The organism is Ruegeria sp. CDSC052, assembly GCF_059610685.1.
The window spans coordinates 59,617-83,749 of the sequence record NZ_JBXWOB010000009.1 but is presented as its reverse complement, the minus strand read 5'-3'; the positions used below and the strand labels follow the sequence as shown (position 1 = coordinate 83,749).

Here is a 24,133-nt window from a genome sequence, read left to right as displayed (position 1 = left end):
ATGCTAAAATACACGCTTTTCATATGAGCAATCGTTGCCTCCCTCGCAGTTCACGCACCCTTGCGAGAAAGTCCCCGATCCCCATAAGCCAAGCCCGCTGATCAACCTGATATGTCTTGTGCAGTGAGGCCGGCAGAACCAGTTGCAGACCCTGTCCCTGCATCTCCGTCGTCTGGATTCTCGAAATGGCAGGCTCGAGAGTGAGCAGATGCTTTGTCCGGATGCGGTCCGCTTCCGCCAGAACCTGTCGCCAGCGGTCCTTGCAGCTTGTTTTCACCGCAAGCATGGCGAGCTGATCATCCGGATAACGAGGGTCGGCGTATTCATCCTCACTAGGAAACAGGAAGTCGGCAGCATTCCGTTTCTCAGTCGTGGCTTCGCGCGTATAGCCAATCGCGTGGGCCTGCAGGATGGCTTCGACATGGTGTCCGAAGGCATAGCCAGCGCGCGATTTGCGACGGTTCTGAACGCTCAGGGAAAAGCTCAGAAAGCCATCGACATCCGCACGCCCTTCGTGAAAAAAACCGCTCTGCAACCGATCAGAAACTACTTCGCGTTCCAGATAACGGAAGAGCGCTTCCTCATGCTCCATCCAGGCAATGAGAGTGCCGTCAGGGTCGGCTACGGGATCAATCCCTGGAAGCGTTTCCCGTGCAAAAGTTGACAGCTGAGCTGTGGTGGGAAACTGTCGCCCGAACCGACCGATCAGATGTTCAAACATATCCGGCTCAGGCTCTTCAACTTCAATACCGAGATCGGCCAACACCGCACGTGCGGCGAAGCCCAGTTCAACGGTATCGTCACGCTCCAGACGCCTCGCGACAGAGCGACCTTCAAATAGATCAAGACCGAAGAGCCACAGTAGCTGCTGGCTGGTCGTAGATCCGGCGGGAGTCAGCAGAACCATCAGGTCGCCGTCTTTGCTGCGTGCAATCACAACCTGATCCCCCGCGCGGGCCTTATGGACGACAGGCTCAGATTCAGTCGCGTAATACAGATGATACTCGGGGCTGCGCCCGCGCTGTCCACGACGGACATCACTCCACGTGCAGAACGATGCTACCTTTACGGGCTCCGTGTCTTCATCATCCACAAGCCAGTAGAAAGTCGCGGGAAACGTCTGTTTCTCTGCTGGTGTGCCCAGAAATTCACGGAATCGACTCACGCCCTGAAACTCGTGCTGGTTTGAGCGCTGACGGTTGATCTCGACCTCGGTCAACACTTTGGCCCCAGCGCCCTCAAACAGATCTGCCAGAACACCGAATTTCATGAGGGCACCGCCACTGGTTCATCCTCAAACAAACCCTGCAGGCTGAGGTCACGATTCTGAGCGATAAGCCAATCGGAGATCGCGCCAAGAACATCGCTCAGATGTTGTCGTTTGCGTCCCTTTAGAGCACATTCCCAGACGATGCCTACACGCCAATCGACATTGCGCAGAGCCTCTGTGTTGGCTTGATCCCGGGCAACATTGGCTCCGATCTTCTGGCGCCAGAAGTCTCCCCGCGTACCGGGCCATTTAAAGAGATGGCAGCCGTGGCCATGCCAGAAGCAACCATGGACAAAGAGCACTGCTCTGTGTTTTGGGAAGACGAGGTCCGGACGCCCCGGCAATTTGCGTTCATGCAGCCGGAAACGGAAACCGCGGGCATGGAGCCCGCGGCGGATTATCATTTCAGGCTTCGTATCGGCGCCCCGGATCGCCGCCATGTTGCGGCTGCGGGTGGCCTCATCATGTACATCAGCCAACCTTGCGCACGACCTCCGCCTGCTTTTCCGTGAGCGACAGGATATGCGGTCGCATGATCCGTCCAACCTCCGCAAACACCGGCACTGCGACTGAATTACCGAACTGCCTATAGGCCTGGGTATCGGAAACCGGGATCCGGAAATCCTCACTGTAACCCATCAAGCGGGCGCATTCCCGGGGCGTTAGTCGACGCGGGTTCTTGCCCTCGCCTCGGCTAACCAGAATTTCCGACCCGTCTTTGTAATACCGCGCCGACAACGTCCGCGAAATGCTGTCTCCATCCACAAGACCAAAACCAAATCCGTTTCCGGCGGCTTTGTGTTTTGCGGCATAGCCCTGAAGGTAGGCCCAGAGCTTGTCCGTCAGCGTGTACTTATCGCTGACAGCCGCATCGGGACCAACGGTGAAATGTCCTTCCGGTTCTTCGGTACCGTTTTCCGGGTGGAATATATCCCGCATGCGTTTGTGACCCCGGGGTGGAATGATCAGATCTTCGAAACTGAAGGGAACGTCAGTTCGGAAACCTACCATCACAATGCGCTGCCGGTGCTGCGGCACAAAATGCGCGGCATCAATGATCTGCGTATGCAGTGTGTAACCCAGTTCTTCGGTCAGTTTGCGCCGCATAACTGCAAAGGTTTTGCCCTTATCGTGGCTTTTCAGGTTTTTGACGTTCTCAAGAAGAAAGGCAGCCGGGCGATGGTGCTTCAAAACCCGCAATACATCAAAGAACAGGGTTCCCTGTGTTTCGTCGTCAAACCCGTGGGCTCGACCCAGCGCATTCTTCTTGGATACCCCTGCGATGGAAAACGGTTGGCACGGAAACCCGGCCACGAGAACGTCATGATCGGGAATTGCTACTGCGTCGACTTCACGGATGTCGCCCGCGATCGGCCGGTTGTCTGCGAAGTTCGCAAGATAGGTCTGTTGCGCGTACTTGTCCCATTCCGATGTGAATACACAGCGACCCCCGGCCCCTTCCATGGCTTTGCGCAGGCCGCCGATACCGGCAAAGAGATCAATGAAACTGAAATCACCAGCACCAGGAACCGGGCGACGGGCTTCAATTTCAAGTTCCAGAAGGCGGGTGACGCCCGCGCGGGGCTTTTCTTCACCGCGGATCCAGCGGTAGATGTGACCCTCTGAATAATCGAGGTGCTTTGCCGCTTCCGGCACAGAATAACCTGCTTTTTTCAGAAGAATCTCAAAGTCTGTCATGACTGCTCTCATCCTGGGTATTTTTCTGACACCATGGCGGGACTCTGCCCGCCAGACAAGAACAAAATGCGGACATGTGGTGTATTTTTGGTTAAGAGATACCCTATCCAGGCCCTGACTGTTCCATTTTTCTGATTGGTCGAACTGTGAACCCGGTCGGTTTCATAGGGAACCACTTGCCGGGACGTATGAAGGGCGGCTGACAGGCCCGCTGGCAGCCGCCCTACGGGTTTTCGACCCAAACCTACCCGATTACAAACGGCCCCACAGCGGCAAAGCGAGCCGCTGTGGGGCGGAGTCGGGATGCGCAACCAGGAGGGATTAGTCGCGGACCCGTTTCTTCAGGCCATCCGTCTTCACGCCCATTTTTTCCAGCAGAGCGATCACATTTTCCCGGCTCTGGCGTTTGTCGCTTTCGCGGGCATCCACCGCAGGTTGGACTTCCAGCATGATATTGATCGCTTTGATCAGGGACGAAAAATGGCCCTTCAGTCCCCTTTTGCAAAGCGCAAGGTAGGAAGCCTCATACCCGTTGAGCGTCACTGTTTTGCCCTGTGGTGTCCGCGCACTGACAGGTTCGGACAGGATCGCTGCGGCATCATTGATCAGATCCGACCTTGTTTTCGGGCGCCCTTTTGGATTGCCCGACTGACCCTTTTGCCACTGGCCGGATTTCGGAGGTTTAGCAAAACCGATTTTGTTGTCGTCAACCATTGCCATCTCCATCGTTTTTGACTGTCACGCCCATCCGACTGAGCGCATCAAGCACGCGCCGTTTTTTCTCTTCCGGATCGACGCGTTCAGTCTGATTTACCCCGGCTTCGTCCAGAATACGCCGCTGCAGGCTTATCGCGCGCGCGTCACCCGACAATGCCAGCTCCCGCAGCTTGCGGATCAGGGCTTCACGGATCGGCATTTGCTGGTCTGCGCCGCTCACCCGGACTTTGCGTTTCAGCACCCTTTGCAACAGCGTGAAGATGTCGTCCTTCTTTTTGGGCCGGCCCCTGGGGTTGCCGGATTTGCCTTTTTGGAAGCGGGTGTGCTCCGGCGGGCTCATGTAGCCAACCGGGATTTTGTTCTGATCGCTCATTCTTCTGCCTCCACTGCAGGCACTGCCGCTTCATCAGCGCGCCGCACAGCGGCACTGGCAAAGCTTTCGCCGGTTTCCGCCAGAACCGCTTCACTGCCTGTCAGCGCCACATAGCGCCGGCAGATCACGTCGCAATAGACCGGATCCAGTTCGACAAGCCGGGCAATACGGCTACAGCGCTCGGCTGCAATCAGCGTTGTGCCGGAGCCGCCAAAGCCATCCAGCACAATGTCGCCACGGCGGGACACATCTTTGATCGCATCGGTGACAAGCGCCACAGGTTTCACTGTCGGATGCAGTTCCAGATCTTTCTGGTTCGCCCCAAAACTGTTCACGCCAGGATATTCCCAGACATTGGTGCGATAGCGGCCGGTATCGCCAAGACCAAAGGTATTGATATGAGGCGCTGTCCCGACTTTCCATGCAAAGACCAGTTCGTGTTGAGAGCGGTAAAACGTACCCATTCCGCCATTCGTCTTTTTCCAGACAATGAGGTTTTTCAGCTCGGAATAGATACCGCTGCCGGCTTTCTGCAACTCGTCAATATGGCGCCAGTCCATACAAACAAAGTGTATAGCACCGTCGACGCTGACATTACTCATGCCAGAGAGTGCATTGGCCAGGAACAGCGTAAAGCCCGCCTGATCCATTTCACCGGACGCCATCGCAAATTCCCGGTGCTGAATGGCGCCGGAGCCGCAGACATGGCCACTGATTTTTACATTGTATGGCGGATCAGTGAACACCATGCGAGCCCGATCATCCTGCATTAGTGCGGCGTAGGTTGCAGGCAGCTGAGCATCGCCGCAGATCAAACGATGATTACCCAGTAACCAGATATCGCCAGGCTGGCTCACCGGCGCATCAGGCGAAGTCTCGGGCAAAATGTCATCCGGGTCTTTACCTTCACCGATATCGCCATCAAGCAGTAAATCCAGTTCGGCCGTTTCAAAGCCGGTGATTTCCAGATCGAAGTCCAGCTCCATGTCAGCAAGGGATTGCAGCTCAATTGTGAGAATGTCGCGATCCCAGCCAGCAAGTTCAGCCAGACGATTGTCGGCAATGACGTATGCGCGCCGTTCAGCATCAGACAAATGCGCAAGTTCAATCGTTGGAACATCGCGCAGGCCAAGCTGCTTTGCGGCGGCAACGCGGCCATGACCCGCAATAACGATGCTATCGGCACCGATCAAAACGGGGTTCAGGAAACCAAATGTTCTGATGGATGCCGCGATCTGCGCAATCTGTTTGTCCGAATGCGTCCGCGCATTGCCATCATAGGCAGTCAGTTTGGCAGGATCGCGATTTACGATTTTCAGCCGGGTTTCGGCCGGAAGGGTCGAAGCATGCGCTTCGTTGGAGATTATAGACATAGGGATTACCCCACAACTTGTGCGCCACCCGGAATTGCCGGGGCTGACGCTGGCTACGCCCCTGTCTCAAGAGCGCAGCCGGTTTCAAGGGATGTGAAGGCCGAGCCGATCATGGCTCTGTGCGAAGGGCCGGATTACTCCGGCACAAGATCGGCAGGCCCTCCCACCGATCACTTCGCTTGGCAGTTCAGACCAGTTCAGTGCCAGTGGAGTTGGTCTGGATTTCGAGCGCCAGACGGCCACTCGCAGTGAAGGACAGAATTTGCTGTGCTTCGATCCGGAATATCTTCATATCCAGCCCAGAAATCTTGAAGAAATGATGCAGCATAAGAAAATAGATTTTTCGATCTTCTGCATCCAAATCTTCAAGTCTGAGTACCGGTATATCTTCCAGAGTTGTCTGCATGGCAGCGTCTGCAAGACCTTGTCCGGCAACGATAACATTGTTGCCGTCAATCAGCACCGGCGTCAGGAAGCCCATGACGCACAGGGTTTCCACGATTTCAGAAATTGCTTCTTCATCGAGTTCGCCCATCGGCTGAAAGTCTCTGGTCAGATTCTCGGGGTTCACCCGGAACAATCTGTCGCGCAACACCGGCGCAACCATCGAGGTTTCAAGGTCTAGTTTGTCATTATTTGGCATAAATCACCTATGAATTTAGGTTTAAGCCGCGCATTTCAGCACGGCACACAAAACTGCCTCGCCAAAGCGACACAGCGGTTCATGTGATGTATGGAAGGCCGGACCAACATCAGTCCCGTACGAAGGGCCGCTTTCGCAGCGTGAGAGGGGAAGGCCTTCGATCCGTCTCACTTCGATTTCTTAACGTGGCGACTAAATGGGCATTCAATTCAATACTGCAAGGGGACTGAAGATTTATTTTATTTCTTTCAATCACCTGGAGCGTTTAAACGCTCTGTCTGGCAGTGAAAAATAAGCATTATTAGCGCTTCCTGGCGGCCATATTCTGCGTCCAGGAAATTCAAATCCGCTTGTCAGCCACCAATCAGCTCGGTGGATCTGGCTCTTAGCGGCCAAATCGGACCAGAGGCAGAGCCATAACTCGCTATCAGGTTCAACAGTCTTTCGCTGATATTGATGAAAAGGCAAAATCAACTGATGCAGCCTGCGATTTCGCAGATATTCACTTACTCATCCCTGGAAGGACAAGACTGCAAGAGAGCACGCTGTTTATAGCGGACGCTCGTCACATTCCCTTTTCTTCGAGCACATTCGATAATTCGATTTCTGCCTGCGCAATTGCCTTGCCACGATAGTAGGCCGTCTTAACGGTTTCCTCGTGTTCCCGCTCATTGAGGTGCTCGATGACATACCGTTCGAAACAATCCGCAAGCGACACCTTCTGCCCGTCATTCACTGCCTCGCGCCGCCATCCTGCTATCACAGAAAACACTGTCAGGCTGTCATAGTAAGCCTTCGCCGGTTTTGTATGCGTCTCTTCTGACTCCGGGTAGAAGCCCAAGGCCAATGCCATGTCTTCATGTCTCGATGTTTCGACCTTCCCCGCAGTCGTTTGCAAATACGCCTTAATCCATTCTGGCAAGTCACGACCTTCGGTGATGCAAACACCGATCACGCGCCAGGCATCGCGAGCATCTCCAGACGTCGTGATCGCCGCATCTGCGATTTCGTTGAGGACGTCCAGTTTCTGCTCAACTGCTTTCATTGTCTCGCTGCCGGATAAGGGTCCTGCGCCACATTTCACAAGAATTTGGCCAGAATGTGAAGCCATCATAAAAGGAGCAAATGATGCATAGAATAAACATATTGAGACCCATCGAACTCAAACGAAGCGACTTACTTCGCGTTGCAAACTGTCTCTCGAAAAACGGTGTCACGAAGATAGTGATCCATCGAGGCGACGACGTACAATACTTGAGCGCCAACATGGAAAACAAACTTCATATGCGCCGTCACGTTGCAAAAAAACTTGTGCAAAAACGCGCCGTCACAAAACCACAAATTGTCAGTGACTGAGAAGGGCGGCTTTCGAGCCGCCTTTTTTCTATCGAATTATTAACACGAGAAGCGCCTAAGTTTCCCGTTGGTGGGTGGCCACTTGCAGCAATGGCTTGATTGAAGACTCGTTTTAATCGTGCGAGCTGAACCGCCAGCCGCGTTTCGTGCGTTTCAGAATTTTCAGCACATCACCTGTTCGCGCGGACCAGCCCGTTTCAGTCCCGGTTAGAAACGACATTTCGCCGTCCCTGCAAAAGGTGGTTTCGGGAATGACGCCGGACCGGTCAGGCCCTTTCGAAGGGCCTGTCTGACAAGTATTACTAGCCCTCATCTTCCTTAACCATAGTTATTCGAGCGATATCTTCAGACGTTCCTGCCAGCTCAAGCAGAATATTGGCCCGGCTTGTGGCAACATAAATCAGCTCAGGATCTCGCAATTCCTCAAGGCCAATTACAAAGACGCAGGGGCGAGACAGACCTTTGAATCTGCGGACAGAGTCGAAGATGATATGGTTGGGGACCAAGTCATCCGCGCGACAAGTTTCGACGCCAGCAATTTTTCCTGGCGGCGCCCTCAAGTCATTCGGGTTGCCTGTTAGCACGGCGACCTGCCCAGCACCGACTTGAGAGGATGACAACAGGCGAGCTATGCGCTCATTGACTTTGGAAAACGCGAGGTCGCTTGAGCGACACTCCATGATGCCAACCGGTTCGCCTTCAGGGCCAATGGCAGTTGACCGCCGGCCCTCGTACCACTTGGAAATAAGTGCATGAATGCGCCGAGTGTTCCGGAGGTTTCGCGTCAGTGGAATGGCTGACTGCGGCAACGCTGAGATGAAGTTGTCGTCCTGTGTGAAAAGACGCTGATTGTCGTCGAAAAACACACAGAAGCGCTGATCTCCTCCATCCTTTAGGATCAGGCGCAAAGAGTTCAACCATGAGTCACGAAAATCCTGACCTTCATCGATTATGATTGTATCGAAGCCGAGATCACGTCGGCTACCCACTGCCTCCATCAGAGCTTCTGGCAGGTGAGTATCAAACAAAGCCTGCCCGGCGTTCGCTGGCAAATGAACTGAAGCCTCTTTAGCAAACTTGCGGCAGAGTGAATGGAAACTGGCGACGACAAGGTTCTCCTGATCTCCGCACGAGTTCTGAAGATGATTTGCCAGTGGCGCGTTGAAACAGGTTAACAAAGTACGCTGTCCGTCCTTTGCAAACCTGATGGCGGCTTCAATTGCCAATACGGTTTTCCCACTTCCTGCTCCGCCAGATATCGCCAGTTCATGGTTGTCAGTCAGGGAGTCAAGAATCCAAGCCTGCTCGCCGGTCAGACGTTCTATTTCCCTGGCGTCATCTGCGAGGCTGCCACCGATATGAGCATGGAGTTCGAAGTGGCTAGCCAAGAGTTCTTCGAGCGCCTTCAATCCATCAAGGCCAAGTGGCTCCTCGCGCACATCAGCACCTTCCGTCATTCGGCGCACGACCCAATGATCAAGTTTCTCCATGTCGTCACCAAAGGCTACGATTTCGAGCGGCGCATCAGATGCAAGTGCCCGGGACGGTCTCGTGCTTCCCGGGAGAATTGCCCCGTGACGAACTCGTAGGAAACGGCTGCCAAGACGCTTCTTTATTCGCTTGAGAAAGTGATGCTTACTACTCCGAGCCTGAGAAATCGGATTCTTAATTCTGAACGTGAATCCATCCCGGTCAGTGGTCAGCCATTGACCATCTTCCCTGCGACAGCTTACACGGCCACCCTTAACTTCAAGAAAAAGGAGTCCGTTCTCGCGATGTGCAACGATGAAGTCGGCCTCACCGTCAAATTCGCCACCGCCGGCATCCGCTTCATGCCACGAGCGTGAATAATAGACATTGTAGTCGCCTGCGAGTTGGTCGCGAAGCTTCTCGTAAACACGAATTTCAGAAGACAGTTTTTGATTTTCAATAACATGTTTAGGAAGCTGCGACGGATACATTCGGGCCATAATCACTCACCCCCGTTGAGAATTTTTCTGAAGAATCCGATTTTAGGCTGGTCCGGTGTGCCGACGAGCATACCGCGATCAAGATGCCGATTAAAATGCTCGCAAGAAGTTTCAGGAAGAAATGTGCAGCAATGGCATGCCGCAGACCCTGAGCCTTCCGACAAAGACAGGATCCCACTGCTGCAAAGTGGATCAGAGGAGCACCATTCCAGATCACGTAAGGCTGAAACCAAAAGCGGCCCCAATTCACTTGTTCGCCCCTTTCGCGATAGCCCGCCCAATGTGCCATCGGAATCCGGCGCCGATGTATAGAGAAGGAAGCCGCACATTCCACCCGGACCAGACGAAACGTACAACCGCTCTCTGATGGAAGCGGTAGAATATCCACTGTCCAGTGAAAGCTGCTCCGCAAGGGCGTGCGCAGTCGTGTGTACCAAAAGGAAACGCGGCGAGATCGTCATCGGGAACGGGCGATCGTCTCCATTGTGCTCTCGCCAAGCGTTCTCCGCCGCAAAGTGCGCCTCTTTAGCCCGGTCAGAAACCTCCTTTCGCGCCTCCCATTTTGAGACCTCTTCTTCATCAAAGTTTATGAAGATCCCTTCTCCACGCACTTCAATACCAGGAAGCCAGTTCAGCTTTGTGTCCGAAAGTGGCGCAACAAATGCACTGTTATCGTTGGCTTCCACAGCATTGAGCCGACTGAAACCTCGCAACACCCGGACCTCACGCAATCGTTCAACTGACACGAGGTGACTCAGGTATCCTGACATCTCAGGTGGCAGGCTCTGTGGGTTGATTTGGAACTCGGGGAAATGCTCGTCACCTGCAATCCCGGAGCAAAGCATCATATGTTCGTTGGGTCGAAGATCGCCCGTTTGGTCATCCAGCAAAACAAGCAAAGTCAGGATTCTTGCCGCCAGTTCCTCTGCAGTAACCTGTGGATCTGGCCAAACCGGGTGTATCTTTCTCTTCACATAGAGAGGGAGCTGGTTCCGATCGTCCAGCGATATCAGATCATCCCAGAATTCCTCCAGCATATCTCGGAAAGAACCACCAAAGGGAGGTACATCTAACGCCGAGGCAATGACCGGAAAGTAAGCATTTGAAGCACCTCGCTGAATTGCTACAGGCTGATGGCTGCAACCCTTAGCCTCAGATTTCAGCCAGGGCGACTTTCCATCACAAGGCAGCTTTCCAAGTGCTCCTGGGGAAAGAGCCCCGTCCAGATCCCTTTCTTGTTTGCACTCGGTACAGTGAACTTTCAGCCCCTTCAAACCAGCGCCATCGCCAATCAGTTTTAGAGGCTTCCTTTTTGAACACTTCTCAAGATGTCTTGGCCATGACATCCACGGAAAGTCCTGAAGATGTCCGGCGGGACAAGTGACGACAAATCGAACCGGCACTGCGTAGACTTTTCTGATCCGCTTTCCTCTGCCGGTACTGCAATTTGTGCAGTAGAGTTCTGGCTTTTCAATCTCAGAGCCCCAGAATCGGCTTCTCTGCAAAAGATTGCAGCTCGGGCAAACATGCCAGTCAGGAAAGCGATATGCGGGCAACAGGCGCGGCCTCTTGGACGGTCCGAACCGTTCCTCACCGACAGGAGGTAAGCGAAATCCGCGTACTTGCAGGCGCGCCTGGAGGGGCTCGTGATTGATGCGCTGGTCATTAAGCAAGCCCGGTTTTGCCGAAAGCTTATCCCAAAATTCGAGGCCAGCGGCCACCACAGAAATTGGCGCCCCGTCTTCACCCCGAAAATCAATAATAGCCCCGGGACCATTGCCGGAGAGAACCTGACTTCTTCGAATTTTTCCAATAGGTTTCAACGATTTGTCTCCGCTTCGCGGGATCCACCAAGGAGAACGAACGGCGTCGACGCCTCAACGGTCCGTAGTGAATTTGGCGTCGGTTTCTGCTTGCTGAAGCGCGCTCTGTTTCCGCGTTCAGCTGCTGCTTCTGCGGAGGTTAAGAGCGCATCGTGATAGTCGCTCCAGTAATCACTAAGACCTTGATGGTCGAACCAGTCATCTAGGAACCTGTCGAGCTGATGGCGCGCAGCTTCAGCCTCGGCTGGATCAATGCGCTGGATACGATCAACGATCTTATCCAGCAACTCCTCTGCGTCCTTCTGATGCTGTTCAATGGCTCCCGGGTCCGTCATTCCGTCTACAAGGTGGCGAACCAGCGCTACATACGGAGCATGAAGTGCTCTGTCTCGGGCGCGCGGCGCGAAGGGTGTGACACTTGTAGCCTCAACGTCTCGATAAAGACTGCGGTGCCAGCTGGCGAAAGTCTCATACCGGCTGCGGTCTCGAGATTTCGCGGCGTTGAAAAGGGTAATCACAAGGCCGGGAGCACGGCTGCTGCGACCAACGCGGCTGGTAGCCTGAATATACTCAGCGATAGTTTTCGGCTGCCCGTTGACCAACATCAAGCCAAGCCGCGAAACGTCCATTCCAACCGAAATCATGTTGCTGGCCAACACGATGTCGATGTGATCCGGATCAGTCCATGGCCGCTCAAGATCCTTCAGGAAGCGAGGGATTTCGCTTGAGCGAACACGGCTCGTCAACTCGATTTGTGTCTGAGCATCGCGCTCTGGCTCCTTCCCATGGCGCGCAGCATAATCATGAATACTTCGTGCCGCGTCGTCTCGCATCAGAACCAGCGCACCACCGAGCTCCCGTAGCGAATTGAAATAGTTTACCAGCGTCCAGTAGCCGTCTCGCGACTTGTCATCCAATCTCTTGTCGGTCGCCGCCTGCAGAAGCGAAGCTGCGACCGCCTGTTGAGTGAACTTGGCCGAACGTCCGACCGTAGTTATGCCAACGTACCGGCGGCCCGGTACAGTGCGATCCTCGACAGCGAACCCTGAATTGGTGTGGTCGAGCCCCGGCGGCGGAAACTGAAAAGAGTTACGGTCAAACAGCGCTCGGATCTGCGCTTCAGCACGACGGATTGTTGCAGTCGAACCAATGATTTTTGGTCGATACCCCGACGTGCCACGGCACAACTCGTCGATGGCAGTTTCATAGAGGCCCGCGAGACTTCCAAGAGGCCCTGAGATAAGATGCAACTCATCCTGAATGATAAGTTCCGGCGGGTCTGACGGTGTTCCGATACCGAACAAACGGCCCGATGTCTGATTTCGTGTGATCTGTGCGTATTTGTCCACCGTTCCAATGATGAGTGTTGGCTGCTCGCGATACACGTCCTCGTCAACGGTCCAGACAGGTACGGGGCCTATTGCCTGGGCCACTTCGCAAGACGCCGAATTACAACGCGCTTCGACCCGATCACCATTGGCGGAAAGTTTCCACTCCATAGGCTCGTGGCAGCAAGGACATGTTCGTAACTGCGCGGGAGAACTTTCGCCGTTATTTGCCAATGCTCTCTCGGCATCCGCCACACTATTTGGGGTCGCACCTTCGCCGACCCAGAGGCCGAGAGAGATCGGTGCGTCAGTGGCGAAGTGCTGTGGCACCTGACTGAAGCCCGCATCGGTCTTGCCGAGCCGGATCAATTCACAGGCCAAAATAAGAGCAGCGGCTCTCTCAAATTGCTGAATTGTAAGTAGACGAAGCGTGTACCTCATGAAGGTGGTCACCCCCGCACCACCCGGATCACCGGCGGCTCTGAGGCGCCGCAGGAAGATAGTAAAGGCTGTGAGGAGCAAATATGCTTCTGTTTTTCCGCCTCCGGTTGGGAACCAAAGGAGATCCATTGTCTCACGCTCGTGAGAGGCGCTATTGGCAAGAGATTCCAAACTCAGAAGTGCAAAACCGAGCTGGAAAGGCCTCCATGACAGTTCCGGCGGGTCGGGCTCGACCCTCCAGGAATATTGAAGTGCAAGTGCAGCATTGGCCATACGAAAGGCATCGAGAACATCAGGCGCTTCTGCCAGAAGCGAGATACCTCTTCGCATCCGGTCCTCTGCCGCACGGCAACGCCTCATGTGTAGATCACCTTGTTCAGCCAGTTGCGCTGGGAGCCCGGCAACACCACCCTCGGTCTTTGCGATCCATGCCGAATATGCATCCACAAATGCACTCAGGGCTTCGCAAAGCTCAATTCTGTCCTGCGTTGCAAGCCAGCGGGCGCTAAGTGCGGCACGAACTTTGTCACTTTCGAACTCTACATCACCCGCTGCGCTAACAACGTGAACGGTCGATTCCGGAAACCAGCTGGTTTCTATCTCCTTGATTGTGCCATCGACCGGCTCCTTCCAGGTTGCGGAGCACGTGTGTCCCACAGCCCATTGCTGCACATTCTTGTAGAGCAGACCGGCTGATTTTGCATCGTCGTCTTGAGTTGCTCCCGCCACGCGTTCTGGCTTTGGAACCAGGCGGCATTCCTGATCGCATTGAACAGACAACGAAACCTGGAACAAAGCGGCTTCTTCGTTTGCCTCACGGCTTTTTTCCCGCGCTGGCTTGGTATCGTTGGTCAGTGCCAGAGTAACCAGCAGAACACCCTCCCACGGTGCGACGCGGTAGTGAAGGCTTGCGCCGGAGAGCCCATGGTCCGCCAGACTGATTGTCGGAACTTCATCAGATCGTAATTTATCGAGTTGAAGAACGAGTTCCGCCACATGCGGCTCGCGTCGCCAATCTTTTCTGCGTCGAGTTTGGGACCCCTCATCCTCGTTCTCAGGCTCCTCGGATCGATAACGGGCTCCTTCAACCCGCACACGCAATGAAGCGCCATTCCCCAGCGACTGAACCCCGAACGACAAGCCAATGGAGCTTGGCCTGAAAGTTGATGCGGCCTTTACGCCGTCGAGTGAGGTGCCTGCATAGTCCGCGTCGTCGGCATCAGATGCCTCATCATCCTCTTCCGCAGAAATTGTTGTTCTGTGAGCAAAGAGAATGCCGGTGAGATATCGGTCCGTCGGCCTGTCGGTGATTAGCTCGTCGTTCGCTTCCGGCCCGATGAGGTCGACTTTCAGTCGTTCCAGCATTATATCTCGGGCATCGTTCATCCGCATTCTCCAAAATTGTTTTCGCTCCAGCGAGGCACCTTTGCAAAGCCCCCTAGCAGAGGCATCAACCCAATAGAAGGAACGTTACCCGTGCGGTCTGGCACGGCAACGGTTGTTGCTCCCACAACGGAAAAACCAGAAATCCGCTCTGGCATTGGACTATCCGAAGTAGTCTGACATACAGAATGCAGCGCTTCGGCAAAACCGGAAGACAGGCCACCAATTGCGACGGCATCGCTTTCGTCGGCCCGAACCAGAAGCCTGCCTTCAGGATCTAAGAACGTCTCAGCAGATACCCCGTGCGCCGCCGCTCGCCAGATCGCTTCGCTCACATGCCGAGCATCACTTACCTGCGCCATTCGAAGAAAATCCTGCCAGTTTTCGAGGTCGCCCTCGAGCCCGATTTCGATCAATCTGTGGTCTTTGCGAGGCGCCCAGTATCTTTCGGGCTTGCCTGTGGAATAATACTTATCCGGATGGATCCATGACGTCCTCAATTCAGCAGAAGAACGTGTCGAACCGACATAGAGAGTACGCGCCTCCTCTCCCCAATCGACTTTGTCGCCGTATGGGGCACGCGTCAAAAGCAACATCACTCGTTGATCTTCACGACCCTTTACGGCGTGGATCGTTGAAAGCAATGGCCCACGTTTGCCTTCATAGTCGCAAAGCAGCTCCAGAGGTACATCTTCAAGCGCTTCAGCCACATGACCGACTAAGATGTATTCACGTCCGCTTCCATCAAGCTCCCGAAGGATTTCCCAACACTCCTCGCAGTTCTGGTCAATTGCCGGATGAACAGCACCATGCAAAAATTCAAATGCATCCCTCGACAGCCTCTCCGACCCTGATAGTCCGCCGAGTGTTGCACCTATCCAAGGCGCGATCCGAATAGGGCGGTCTGGAAGACGCATACGGAACTGACGGCCCTCCGCTCGCAGGGCCTCGGCCGCTGTGAAGAGCGCGTTGCGACTCCGAGTAAGGATCAGGCCGCGTGTCGTAGACGGATGGGTAGTGAAGCTCTTTACATCCGTCTCCAGAGCTGCGCCCTGTATCGCTTGACGAACCTCGAAGTACGTATCTCGAGAGCCTCCAGGGTCACTCCGCAGGGTCTCCCGAGCATTTGAAAAAAGCTGCTTAAGTGAAATGTTGCTGGTGCGGTGATCATGCTCCAGTCTGTAGCTCTCGAAATCATTGGTATCAGCCTTATCAGAGAGGAAAGTGGCCTCAGTCCTATCGCGGCCTTGATAGCCATAGATTGCCTGAGCGAAATCACCAAGAATCGTGACACCACATTCCGGATGCAGCAGCTCGACCAGAGCATCACAAAGCGCCTTTCGATCGCCCACGAGATCCTGCGCCTCATCGATAATGACATGCTCAAGCTGTCCTATTGCATCTGCCACGAGCGGGTCACCGGAACGCAACAGTTGCTCTGCGGCTCTTATGTTCGCATCGTAGGTAGCCGCGCCTACGGCGCCAGTGACGGAAAGAAGACGTGAGGCGAAAGAGTCGAAGGTCCGTATTTGCAGGGCGGTTACATTCGGCTGCTTAGCTAGTCGCGTATAGACCCGCTCCCTGAGTTCCGCCACAGCCATGCGCGTGAAACTCAGGAGCAGGATACGGGAGGGAGAAAGGTTTTCCTCTTGTACGAGCGCAATCACGCGTTCACACGCAACATGGGTTTTCCCCGACCCTGGTCCTGCCTCGACTACGAGGCGGGCCGGGCCCGGTGCTTTGATGACTCTGTCCTGACTCGGATCGCGTGGGCGGGTGCCTTCGGCATCCTCGAACAATGGCACTATCCCGAACCATTCGTTCAGGAATCTGGCATTCAGGTCGCTCAAGGACCACTCCCGCGTCACAGGGTTGAAGGAACCGCACAGTTGAAGCGCGAGACTCAAAGTCTCAGGCACAGGCTCCGGCTTCGTCCATCGGCCCTCTGATGGCAGCAACTCGGTGACACCCTCCAAATCGCTAAGGCCTAATTCCCCCAGCAAGTCGATCAGGGTTTCTGTTTCGCCCGCCTGTACCACCGGGAAAAGAAGATCAAGGTCCTTGCCGGCACCGATACCATGGCTGCCAAGCAAGATAGTGCGGCCATCCGGCAGCGATATGCGCCGCTCAGACAATGATACTAAGACAGTTTCACCACGCATCGTCCCAAAGCCGATGTCGTGAACGCTGCACAACGTATCGATCACATTCTCAACTGTAGTTATTGCCTCTGAGGAGGCACTGCCGCTCATGAACTTAGTCACCAATTCCACGACAGCAATCCGGCTGATGCCTTTCCGAGCATAAACAAAACTACGCACCAGGTCGGCGATCGCCCGTCTGGCACGCGGCCCGAGATCTGCGGGCACAACCATATTTGAAAACTCTTGGGTATTCACGTTCAAAATGAGCTCTCTGTTAAATTAGCGTTGACCTTCATAGGCTTAATAATGAACACTCTCGTCGAGGCGGTACCATTTTTCAACCGCACAACGCGTAATAGATTTTATTTAGATATAGGAGAGCGAATGACGTGGTTCCGAAAGGCTCTGGAGGATCACCACGCTTCGCTTGCCGATCGTTTCTCTGATCTAGCCAGTGAACGCGGAGCCTTTCCGGTTTTTGCGATAGAACATGACCTCGACCAACGGGCTCTCTCGGAACTCAAGGCAGCTCTGGCTCTAGGAATTGAGCATGACCCTCAACTGAAGGGAGCCCAATGGGCGTGGGGCTACCTCCCGTTGCTAGTGGCGGCTGCCGAAACTGGCTATCGCTACCGTGGCACGGGAACGGACTTCTGGCCACTTCTGTCTCGGGAGCTGACGGTTGAGACCGATGGAGAAATCAGGGTTGCGATTACTCGGTTGTTTGAGCTCGGCGCTAAAAATTTTCAGCTGTTTCGCCCCGGGAACAGCCCTTGGGAACGGCATTTTCCACTAATAGCATGGCCAATTGGTAACGCTTTGGTGCCGCTGGAGATTCAGCCCCAGATTACAGACGCACTGCGGCGAGCTATACGTGCAGGAATTTCTTTCGAGGACACAGAGGGGATAATCGAGTATCTCAAAAAGCTGGCCGCAGGACACGCCAGCCGTCGCTTTGAGCATTGGATAAGGAATGCTGATGTCGCGCTTGAGGTTATGCGGCGCCTGCTCCTTCCCGATTCTGAGGGGTGGATGTCTGCTGGCATACTCCATCGGATTGATAAGGATGTCCGTAAGGACGCCCGATCGTTCCGCGCAATTTCCGAAGCTCGCCGCAATTCCACGCGAAGGATCGCACGGCCGAAAGAAATTCCACCGTCCCGGTTCGTGGTAAGCCTTTCTGATAGCTTGCCGACCGAACTGGCAATTCGCGGACCTGTTTTGAGCGCAAGTCTGCGAGAAGAAGTGATCGCCGGGTTGCGTATTCAAGGAGACAAGATAAGAGCAACGGGCTCGGAGCACAGTATTTCATTGCGCTCCTTCCTTGCCGGCGGCGAGATCGTGCTGGGCTCACTCGACATTTTGCCAGAGTCTCCTCTCTACCGAGGCGATACCTTCCTTCGCGCACAGAAGGAAACTGCAGACATTCTCTTGGAGAATTTACAGCCTGCAGAGGCTTCGTTCTTTCTGGTTGAGCCAGAGGGGCACACTGCTACCGCTGTAGTACCTGGAGACGCGCTTCCTGTAGGCGCGGCCGTCATACATTGGATTCGCTCCGACCAAACCGGTTCGCCAGAATTTCGTCGTCTCGAGACCGTTTCAGATGCCGAGTACCTGCGACGGCATGGTTTCACGCTGCTATCAAAGCAGCCAGTACTACGAGTTCTAGGTATTCCAATGCCTAGCGTCACTCCAAGCTATTCTGCACAGTTTCCAATCCTTGTTTCAGCTCGAAATCATGGCCTCACTCCCTTTCTCGACGGCGAGAAACACCCAACGAATTGGCTCGAGCTGCGCGGTAAAAAATGGGCTTCTTTTCAGCCTTCTCCCGGAGAGCATAAGCTCTCATCGCCCGACCTCGATGAGGCTGATTCCATCCTCATCGAGGTCGTGGAGCCTCCCGATATTGAACCGGCATCCATCAGTATTCAGCCCGCAAGGGCAACTTTGCGTGATATTGAGCTAGGCAGACTGGAGATAAAAATCTCTTCGCCGGTAGCATTAGAACAGGTGCCAGTCTGCCTTCGCATTTCGTCGGGCGACCGGCAGATCTCCATGGTCGAAGACACAATAGACCGACTACCTCACGTCATTGCCGGAAGTTCGCCACCGCTGCGGCGCATGCAGACGCAATTGCTCGAGCATCAAACGCCCTTAAACGGCGTGCGCCTCGACGTGGAAGTCCAAGGTCTTCGCCCGGCCTATGCTCTAATTACACCTGGACGCCTGGACCTTAGCTTCGACCAGGCTTCGGGGCTTTGGTTTGACGAAAGCAACGAAAACAGAACATTCTCGACTCTCGTTGCGACCCCGGGCTCTCCACTGCCCCATGCTGACGCCTCTGTAGACGGCGACCTGAGGCTACTCTTGCCTGCTTCCCCTCGGCACGAGACGCTAAGTTCAGGTATTATTGTTTCTGACGACCGTCGGCTCAGCTTTTCACAACTGGCCGGAGAGAAAGTCAATTTACCGACTCTCTTGCGTGAAGCCAACTCCCGTGACGGCTACGCAGGGTTGACCGATGTTGCTCGGGCTACATTGGCTTGGCAACTGGCCGAAGCAGACCACCTGATCAGTAATTGGCGTCGCTTCTCTGTGCTCGACCATCTCGAAGCGGCTGTGATCGGACTGCTTTGTGGCACCGAATGGCAGAAAACAGAGGCGGGAATAGACCTTTCCATTTTGTCTCAACACGGTGCGCTATTTCGATGTGCAGAGTCTTTTGGGCTCCTTACAGGCGAAGACCTGCCGCGGATTGAAATCAATTCCGACTGGGTGTTTTTCAGAGACCGTCTGATTGACCGCTTTCGGGCAATAATAACCACAATACCGGAAGCCGTGCATCACTGGGAAGAGGACGTGGGCGGAGATTTGGATCTTGCCGTTATCGACGCCTACGAAGACCTTCGACTTCATCTGGAGGAAAACGGCCGTGAAGCGTTCGAAGAAGTTGATATGGCGCGCCCGGCAGAGGACTGGCTAAGGGCATTGGAGCAGGCACAGGAAATGCCACTACTTCCAATGTTCAGGCGGTTCATCTTGCCGGACTCACGCTGGATAGCCCTGACCAATGCACCTTATGACGAGTTTACCGAGAACGATCTTGTTGACCTCCTTGACGAGTGCCACGTTGATGCATCCCGTCGGCCTGGCCAGCGATGGATTGGCAGGGCTGAGTTAAGGAACTTAGTGCAATTTTGGCTGTCACCTGAAGCGACAATATTTGAGGAAGACTGGCCACGGCTTTTGTCAAAAGCCTTGTCAGATGTGCGATCGGCCCGCGCCGTTCGCTATGCTGTTCTCCGTTACAAGCTAGCACGCCTCGATATGCGCGATGGAGTGCCAGCGTGACAGATCAATACCTTCGTTTCGTCAATGGAGTTGAGGCACTGCGCCGCAGGACCTCGGCGTTAAGCATCGGCCTTTGCGGAGCTCTCGGTGTGGCCGCCGATCCTCTTCCTCACCAGCTTTCAACGGTACGACGCGTGCTCGGCGATACCCACGTCAGACACCTTTTGTCAGATGAAGTTGGTCTCGGGAAAACGGTACAAGCATTAATGATTATCAATGCTTTGCGCTGGCAGCAGCCCACGCATCGCACAATTATTGTTGCGCCCGACAACCTCTTGTCGCAGTGGCAGGAGGAATGCTGGGTTCGTGGGCACATTATGCCTGCCCTTGCTGGCACCATCGATAGTAGCATCGACGAAACGGCAGCTGTTACACTTGCAAGGCCTCGTGATCTGATGATCCGACAGAGTGAGGGCACACGCACCATCTCTGCGGACCCAACTCTGTTTGATCTGCTGGTAGTAGACGAACCGCAAACTATGCCCCGCGAGACGATCCAACTGTTGTCACAGGCCTCTGACAACTTCAGGCAAACACTCGTACTATCAGCTACCCCGCGCCTCGGTGATCCGGCATGGCGTGAATTGATCCTGCGGATGATTGAACCGGGGGCCAGCCAGTTGGCGCGCTTGGAGGGCCGTAAATTCGACGATGTCCTCTGGGAACGCGAGAATTCCGCTATTGATCTCATCGGAGATAGCACCGACACACAACAATGGTCGCGAAGTTTCCTGCGAGCCGCTGCCGGCAGGAAAGTGATCCGTAACGGACGGAGCCAGTGGAGTGAGTTCTTACCTAAACGCAGGAATCATGAAGTTCGCATCCAACCCATTGAGTCTGAAAGGGCCCGGTATGAAGTTGCCGACAGGCTGCTGCAAGAAGCTGATCCGGAGCAAGGTCTGCAAGGACGGCAGTGGACTGCTGCCCGCGCCTTGCAGAGAAGCGCAGAAGCTGCGCGAATCGTTCTGAGAGACCTTTCAACGCAGGAAGGATCTCTGGGTGAAAAGGCGGAACGAGCGCGCCTCGCTTCACTCGAAGATCCCGGGGACAGCCGTCTCGACGCTCTTTTAGATATTCTTTCAGATCAGTGGAGTTCGGCAGCGGACCGAGCCTTCATCGTCGTCTGTGGCGACAACCCTACAATCGATATGCTCCGCTCAACGCTACCTCGTTATTTTCCTGATCTGGCAGGGGCGATTTCGGTGATGCGGCGCCCTGCAACGAGTGAGCTCGACGGCGTCGCAAACCTTCGAGAGATTCAGGAAACTCTTGCTCCGCTACTCGCTGGAAAGAGCAGGCTTCTTCTTGTGGGTGACTGGGTACAGGCCGGACTGAATTTACATCACGTTGCGCAGGGTATCATTTTCTTCTCGCTGCCTTGGGAAATCGACAGTATCGATCAGCTGATCGGCCGGATCGACCGCCTCGGCGGCTCGAAGTCCCGGCGCAGGGCGCAGAATACCGTTGATATATGGCGCATCCTTATCGAGGGTTCGCAGGAAGCCGCAATTGCGGATGTGGTTGCTTCGATGGGCATATTTGATGCACCGATGCCGCCACTTTCCGCTGACGAACTGCAACACGTTCAAGCCCAGCTGGGCAAAGCAGCAAAGTCGCGAAAAGTTCGCGGATCAATAGCGCGGCTTGCTGGTGACGGAACCGGTTTGACGAGCCGACTAACTGCACAAGATCCATACACGCCAGAGCGAGCGGTCACAGCGTTCTCCGAGTGGCAAGAGCAAACCAGCCCAGCACCAGCTATGATGCAAGATATCGCGCGGCCACAGGACACGCCCGTCAGAAGAGAAGAACGCGCTTTGGGAGCATGGCTTCAAACCATTGGAAAATCTGACGACTTTAACGTGAGTTCGCGGCGCGACAACTTAGACGACTATCGCTTCAAGACGTTGTGGTACTATCGCGAAGCCGCAACCGGACGTGCAGGCGCCAGCCCATTTCAGCTGCCAGCGACCTCCCGCGACAATTGGATGTCCGATCATATTCCATTCATATATCGCCGCTCAGATATTGGCACACCGCCACGAAAGGCTGTGTTCACGGATGAAGGCGAAGAAACGGCCAGGCCCTTGCATTTCCTCGACCATGGGAGCGTTGTCCATGACACTTTGCTGAGCGGATATGCGAAAGCCGTCAGCAGTCAATTCGGACCCGATACACCGGTTGTGCAAACGAGCGTTATTCTTCCCGAAGGCCACCCAGCTCGGGGAATTGGATCTCTAGCGTTCCTAACAGTCGCGCCTTTAGACCCTTTCCCGGATCAAGTGATGCCGCGCCTTTGGTCTTCGGAAGCCAGGACCCTTCTTGACCAAGCGACAACCGACGCACAGAGAAGCTCGCTACTTGAAGACCGGAAAGCTCTACAAGCACTTTTCTACGCCCTGCAGCGAAGAGTGCGTCTTGAAATTCCGGGAAGATTGATCCGAGCGGGGGCTGTAAAAAGTTCAGACGGATGGAAACGCATGAATGCCGAGGATGTTGACCAATGCCTCCAACCTATTACGGAGTCTACCGACAAAGCGATGGCCCGTGGACGAAGGCCTATGTCAAACTTCCTAAAGCCTGAAGTAGCTTCCGCACTTCGTGCAAAACAGATGGAACTCGTACGATCTGAAGCGCATCAGTTTGCTCACGACAGCATTGCACAGCTCTTCCCGGTGCTGGAAGAGTTCGCCACCCAGGTTTCCAGTCAATTCGAAATTGAAATCCGGAACCGGGAACTTAGACTGGAGCGGCGCAGAAGCTCGCAGCCGGAAGGCGTACCCATCGAGCTCTGGCAGGGCCAGATCTCCGCGCTCGAACGCTCACTTGAAATGGCGCGGGTGAACGGCGCGGAGGCGATCAGATTGATCCAGGAATTTGGAGCGGGACGACTGAAACTTCCGCCACCAGATCCTCTGAGCATCTTGGTTTCCCTTGTCAGCGATCTGTGATCCGAACAAAAGTAATGAGCGATGGCTGAACTGTCTTCTCGCGAAAGCTTGGTGACTGGCTGCCCAACGTTTTCACTTCCCTGTTTGCTCCAATTATTTCGCTGATAAACTGAGAAAATTTCCCTGTTATCGGTTTTAGGGAATTTGCGCATAAGCCACTGTTTTCTTTATAACAATGTAGCGTCAAAACGCCGTAAATAGTCAAAATTTTTATTTTTCCCTGTATTTTTCCCTGTTTACAGGGAAATTTGGGGCAGACTGGATAGCTTGAGACTGCGCGCACAGCCAGTTCATCAGATCATAGAACGACAACAGGCTCTTGGGGCTAAACCCTCCGAGAAATGCCCCCGTTTATGCCCCAGCCACCCGAACCACCCGTTAACAATCATAGCGGGTTCTGCGGGGGTGCCCCTCCCACGTTGCGGGAGGAACGGGTTAGCTGTTCCGAAGTCGAGGTTTCTGCATAGCCACAGGTCTATAGCATATCCCAATCGACCCCGTTCGCCTGCCGGTCACTCTCATCCTCAAGGTTATCACGGCGGTCATAACCAACCGAACCTCTCACCCGTCCACCAGCGACCTGAATCCGGCTTCAGTTGAAGTTCCTCTGATACCACAAGCTTACTGTCCAGAATCGGCTTGTTGAACTTCCCGGTCAGCTTGGCAACGCTGTTTTGCGTGATCGAGTTTTCTTCCCCGAACAGCTTGGTGATCAGGGTGCAGAGGGTGCATTTACCTGTCCCTTTATATCGGGAGTAAAAGAACAAAGCCCAAGCTAGTTTCTCAGCCTCATTCTGAAGACCCCACGAAACCCAATCCTTGACGACGCGGCGGTCAGCCTCGTGGCCGAAGATACGCTCAAGAAACCGATCGAACATAGTCGTGTCAGCGTCGGCCACTGCAAGGTCGCGATAGGCCGGTTCATTCCAAGCGTTGAGAGCAACTGTATCGCCCTCAGGTATGATCGGCTCTTTGATGTCGGGGCGGCATTTCGTAGTTCCGTTCCATATCCGAACATTCTAGCTAGGATCATCGTGGATTTCTTCGAAAGCCCGCTGAAACACCGCTCGCACATGGCCTGGAGTAAACTCCATCGTGGGGTAGTTGCTCCGCATCCTACCCAAGCAGATACGTTTGGCCTCCGCCTGCGACAGAGGATGTGAGGGACGTTCAGGTAGATAGAACTGATTTTTATAGCGGACAACCCACTTGCTGATCTGCCGAGCAAGTAATGCCACGTCCTTTTCGATATCAGTTGCCGCCTCAGGTAGAGTTGGGGCGTTCCGGATCACACGGTAGCAAGGTCGACAAT

15 protein-coding genes are annotated in these 24,133 nt (G+C 54.5%); 2 read left to right on the top strand and 13 right to left on the bottom strand.

Translation table 11 applies throughout. The features are described 5' to 3' along the window. Positions 1–19: 19 nt before the first annotated feature. From AC2FIM_RS14730 to AC2FIM_RS14675, 12 genes are all read right to left on the bottom strand, one after another. On the bottom strand, positions 20–1,270 hold the full coding sequence (locus AC2FIM_RS14730) for a type II restriction endonuclease (RefSeq protein WP_496732113.1): 1,251 nt from the start codon (positions 1,268–1,270) through the stop codon (positions 20–22). Continuing rightward, a complete protein-coding gene (locus AC2FIM_RS14725; RefSeq protein WP_496732111.1) occupies positions 1,267–1,749 on the bottom strand; it encodes a very short patch repair endonuclease in 483 nt (160 codons plus the stop codon). Before AC2FIM_RS14725 ends, AC2FIM_RS14730 begins: the two co-directional genes overlap by 4 nt. Further along, complete coding sequence (gene dcm, locus AC2FIM_RS14720) at positions 1,742–2,968, bottom strand: DNA (cytosine-5-)-methyltransferase (RefSeq protein WP_496732109.1); 1,227 nt, start codon at positions 2,966–2,968, stop codon at positions 1,742–1,744. Before dcm ends, AC2FIM_RS14725 begins: the two co-directional genes overlap by 8 nt. Before the next feature lie 321 nt (positions 2,969–3,289). Next, the gene (locus tag AC2FIM_RS14715; RefSeq protein ID WP_496732107.1) at positions 3,290–3,682 is read right to left on the bottom strand and encodes a DUF5681 domain-containing protein; all 393 of its coding nucleotides are present in this window, start codon (positions 3,680–3,682) and stop codon (positions 3,290–3,292) included. Then, on the bottom strand, positions 3,675–4,058 hold the full coding sequence (locus AC2FIM_RS14710; RefSeq protein WP_496732105.1) for a DUF5681 domain-containing protein: 384 nt from the start codon (positions 4,056–4,058) through the stop codon (positions 3,675–3,677). Before AC2FIM_RS14710 ends, AC2FIM_RS14715 begins: the two co-directional genes overlap by 8 nt. After that, entirely contained in the window at positions 4,055–5,431 is a 1,377-nt protein-coding gene (locus AC2FIM_RS14705) for a site-specific DNA-methyltransferase (RefSeq protein WP_496732103.1), read from the bottom strand. Before AC2FIM_RS14705 ends, AC2FIM_RS14710 begins: the two co-directional genes overlap by 4 nt. A gap of 187 nt (positions 5,432–5,618) precedes the next feature. Continuing rightward, entirely contained in the window at positions 5,619–6,074 is a 456-nt protein-coding gene (locus tag AC2FIM_RS14700; RefSeq protein ID WP_496732101.1) for a ParB N-terminal domain-containing protein, read from the bottom strand. Positions 6,075–6,639: 565 nt separating this feature from the next. Next, a complete protein-coding gene (locus AC2FIM_RS14695) occupies positions 6,640–7,119 on the bottom strand; it encodes a hypothetical protein (protein ID WP_496732099.1) in 480 nt (159 codons plus the stop codon). A gap of 613 nt (positions 7,120–7,732) precedes the next feature. Continuing rightward, on the bottom strand, positions 7,733–9,400 hold the full coding sequence (locus tag AC2FIM_RS14690) for a nuclease-related domain-containing DEAD/DEAH box helicase (protein ID WP_496732097.1): 1,668 nt from the start codon (positions 9,398–9,400) through the stop codon (positions 7,733–7,735). A gap of 2 nt (positions 9,401–9,402) precedes the next feature. After that, entirely contained in the window at positions 9,403–11,223 is a 1,821-nt protein-coding gene (drmB, locus tag AC2FIM_RS14685) for a DrmB family protein (protein ID WP_496732095.1), read from the bottom strand. Next, on the bottom strand, positions 11,220–14,357 hold the full coding sequence (locus AC2FIM_RS14680) for a helicase-related protein (protein ID WP_496732093.1): 3,138 nt from the start codon (positions 14,355–14,357) through the stop codon (positions 11,220–11,222). Before AC2FIM_RS14680 ends, drmB begins: the two co-directional genes overlap by 4 nt. 17 nt (positions 14,358–14,374) lie before the next feature. Continuing rightward, a complete protein-coding gene (locus AC2FIM_RS14675) occupies positions 14,375–16,774 on the bottom strand; it encodes a UvrD-helicase domain-containing protein (RefSeq protein WP_496732133.1) in 2,400 nt (799 codons plus the stop codon). Here AC2FIM_RS14675 and AC2FIM_RS14670 point away from each other — a divergent pair. Continuing rightward, on the top strand, positions 16,763–19,870 hold the full coding sequence (locus AC2FIM_RS14670) for a hypothetical protein (RefSeq protein ID WP_496732091.1): 3,108 nt from the start codon (positions 16,763–16,765) through the stop codon (positions 19,868–19,870). The genes AC2FIM_RS14675 and AC2FIM_RS14670 overlap by 12 nt on opposite strands. Beyond that, entirely contained in the window at positions 19,867–22,821 is a 2,955-nt protein-coding gene (locus tag AC2FIM_RS14665; protein WP_496732089.1) for an SNF2-related protein, read from the top strand. Before AC2FIM_RS14670 ends, AC2FIM_RS14665 begins: the two co-directional genes overlap by 4 nt. Before the next feature lie 542 nt (positions 22,822–23,363). Here the strand turns inward: AC2FIM_RS14665 and AC2FIM_RS14660 are convergent. After that, positions 23,364–23,720, bottom strand: a complete 357-nt coding sequence (locus AC2FIM_RS14660; RefSeq protein ID WP_496732087.1) for a primase-helicase family protein — start codon at positions 23,718–23,720, stop codon at positions 23,364–23,366. Positions 23,721–24,133: the final 413 nt, after the last annotated feature.

Excerpts from the sequence above, each read along its gene's own strand:
- AC2FIM_RS14730 (WP_496732113.1), bottom strand. The coding sequence starts at position 1,270 with ATGAAATTCGGTGTTCTGGCAGATCTGTTTGAGGGCGCTGGGGCCAAA.
- dcm (WP_496732109.1), bottom strand. The coding sequence starts at position 2,968 with ATGACAGACTTTGAGATTCTTCTGAAAAAAGCAGGTTATTCTGTGCCG.
- AC2FIM_RS14715 (WP_496732107.1), bottom strand. The coding sequence starts at position 3,682 with ATGGTTGACGACAACAAAATCGGTTTTGCTAAACCTCCGAAATCCGGC.
- AC2FIM_RS14710 (WP_496732105.1), bottom strand. The coding sequence starts at position 4,058 with ATGAGCGATCAGAACAAAATCCCGGTTGGCTACATGAGCCCGCCGGAG.
- AC2FIM_RS14705 (WP_496732103.1), bottom strand. The coding sequence starts at position 5,431 with ATGTCTATAATCTCCAACGAAGCGCATGCTTCGACCCTTCCGGCCGAA.
- AC2FIM_RS14700 (WP_496732101.1), bottom strand. The coding sequence starts at position 6,074 with ATGCCAAATAATGACAAACTAGACCTTGAAACCTCGATGGTTGCGCCG.
- AC2FIM_RS14695 (WP_496732099.1), bottom strand. The coding sequence starts at position 7,119 with ATGAAAGCAGTTGAGCAGAAACTGGACGTCCTCAACGAAATCGCAGAT.
- AC2FIM_RS14690 (WP_496732097.1), bottom strand. The coding sequence starts at position 9,400 with ATGGCCCGAATGTATCCGTCGCAGCTTCCTAAACATGTTATTGAAAAT.
- AC2FIM_RS14680 (WP_496732093.1), bottom strand. The coding sequence starts at position 14,357 with ATGCTGGAACGACTGAAAGTCGACCTCATCGGGCCGGAAGCGAACGAC.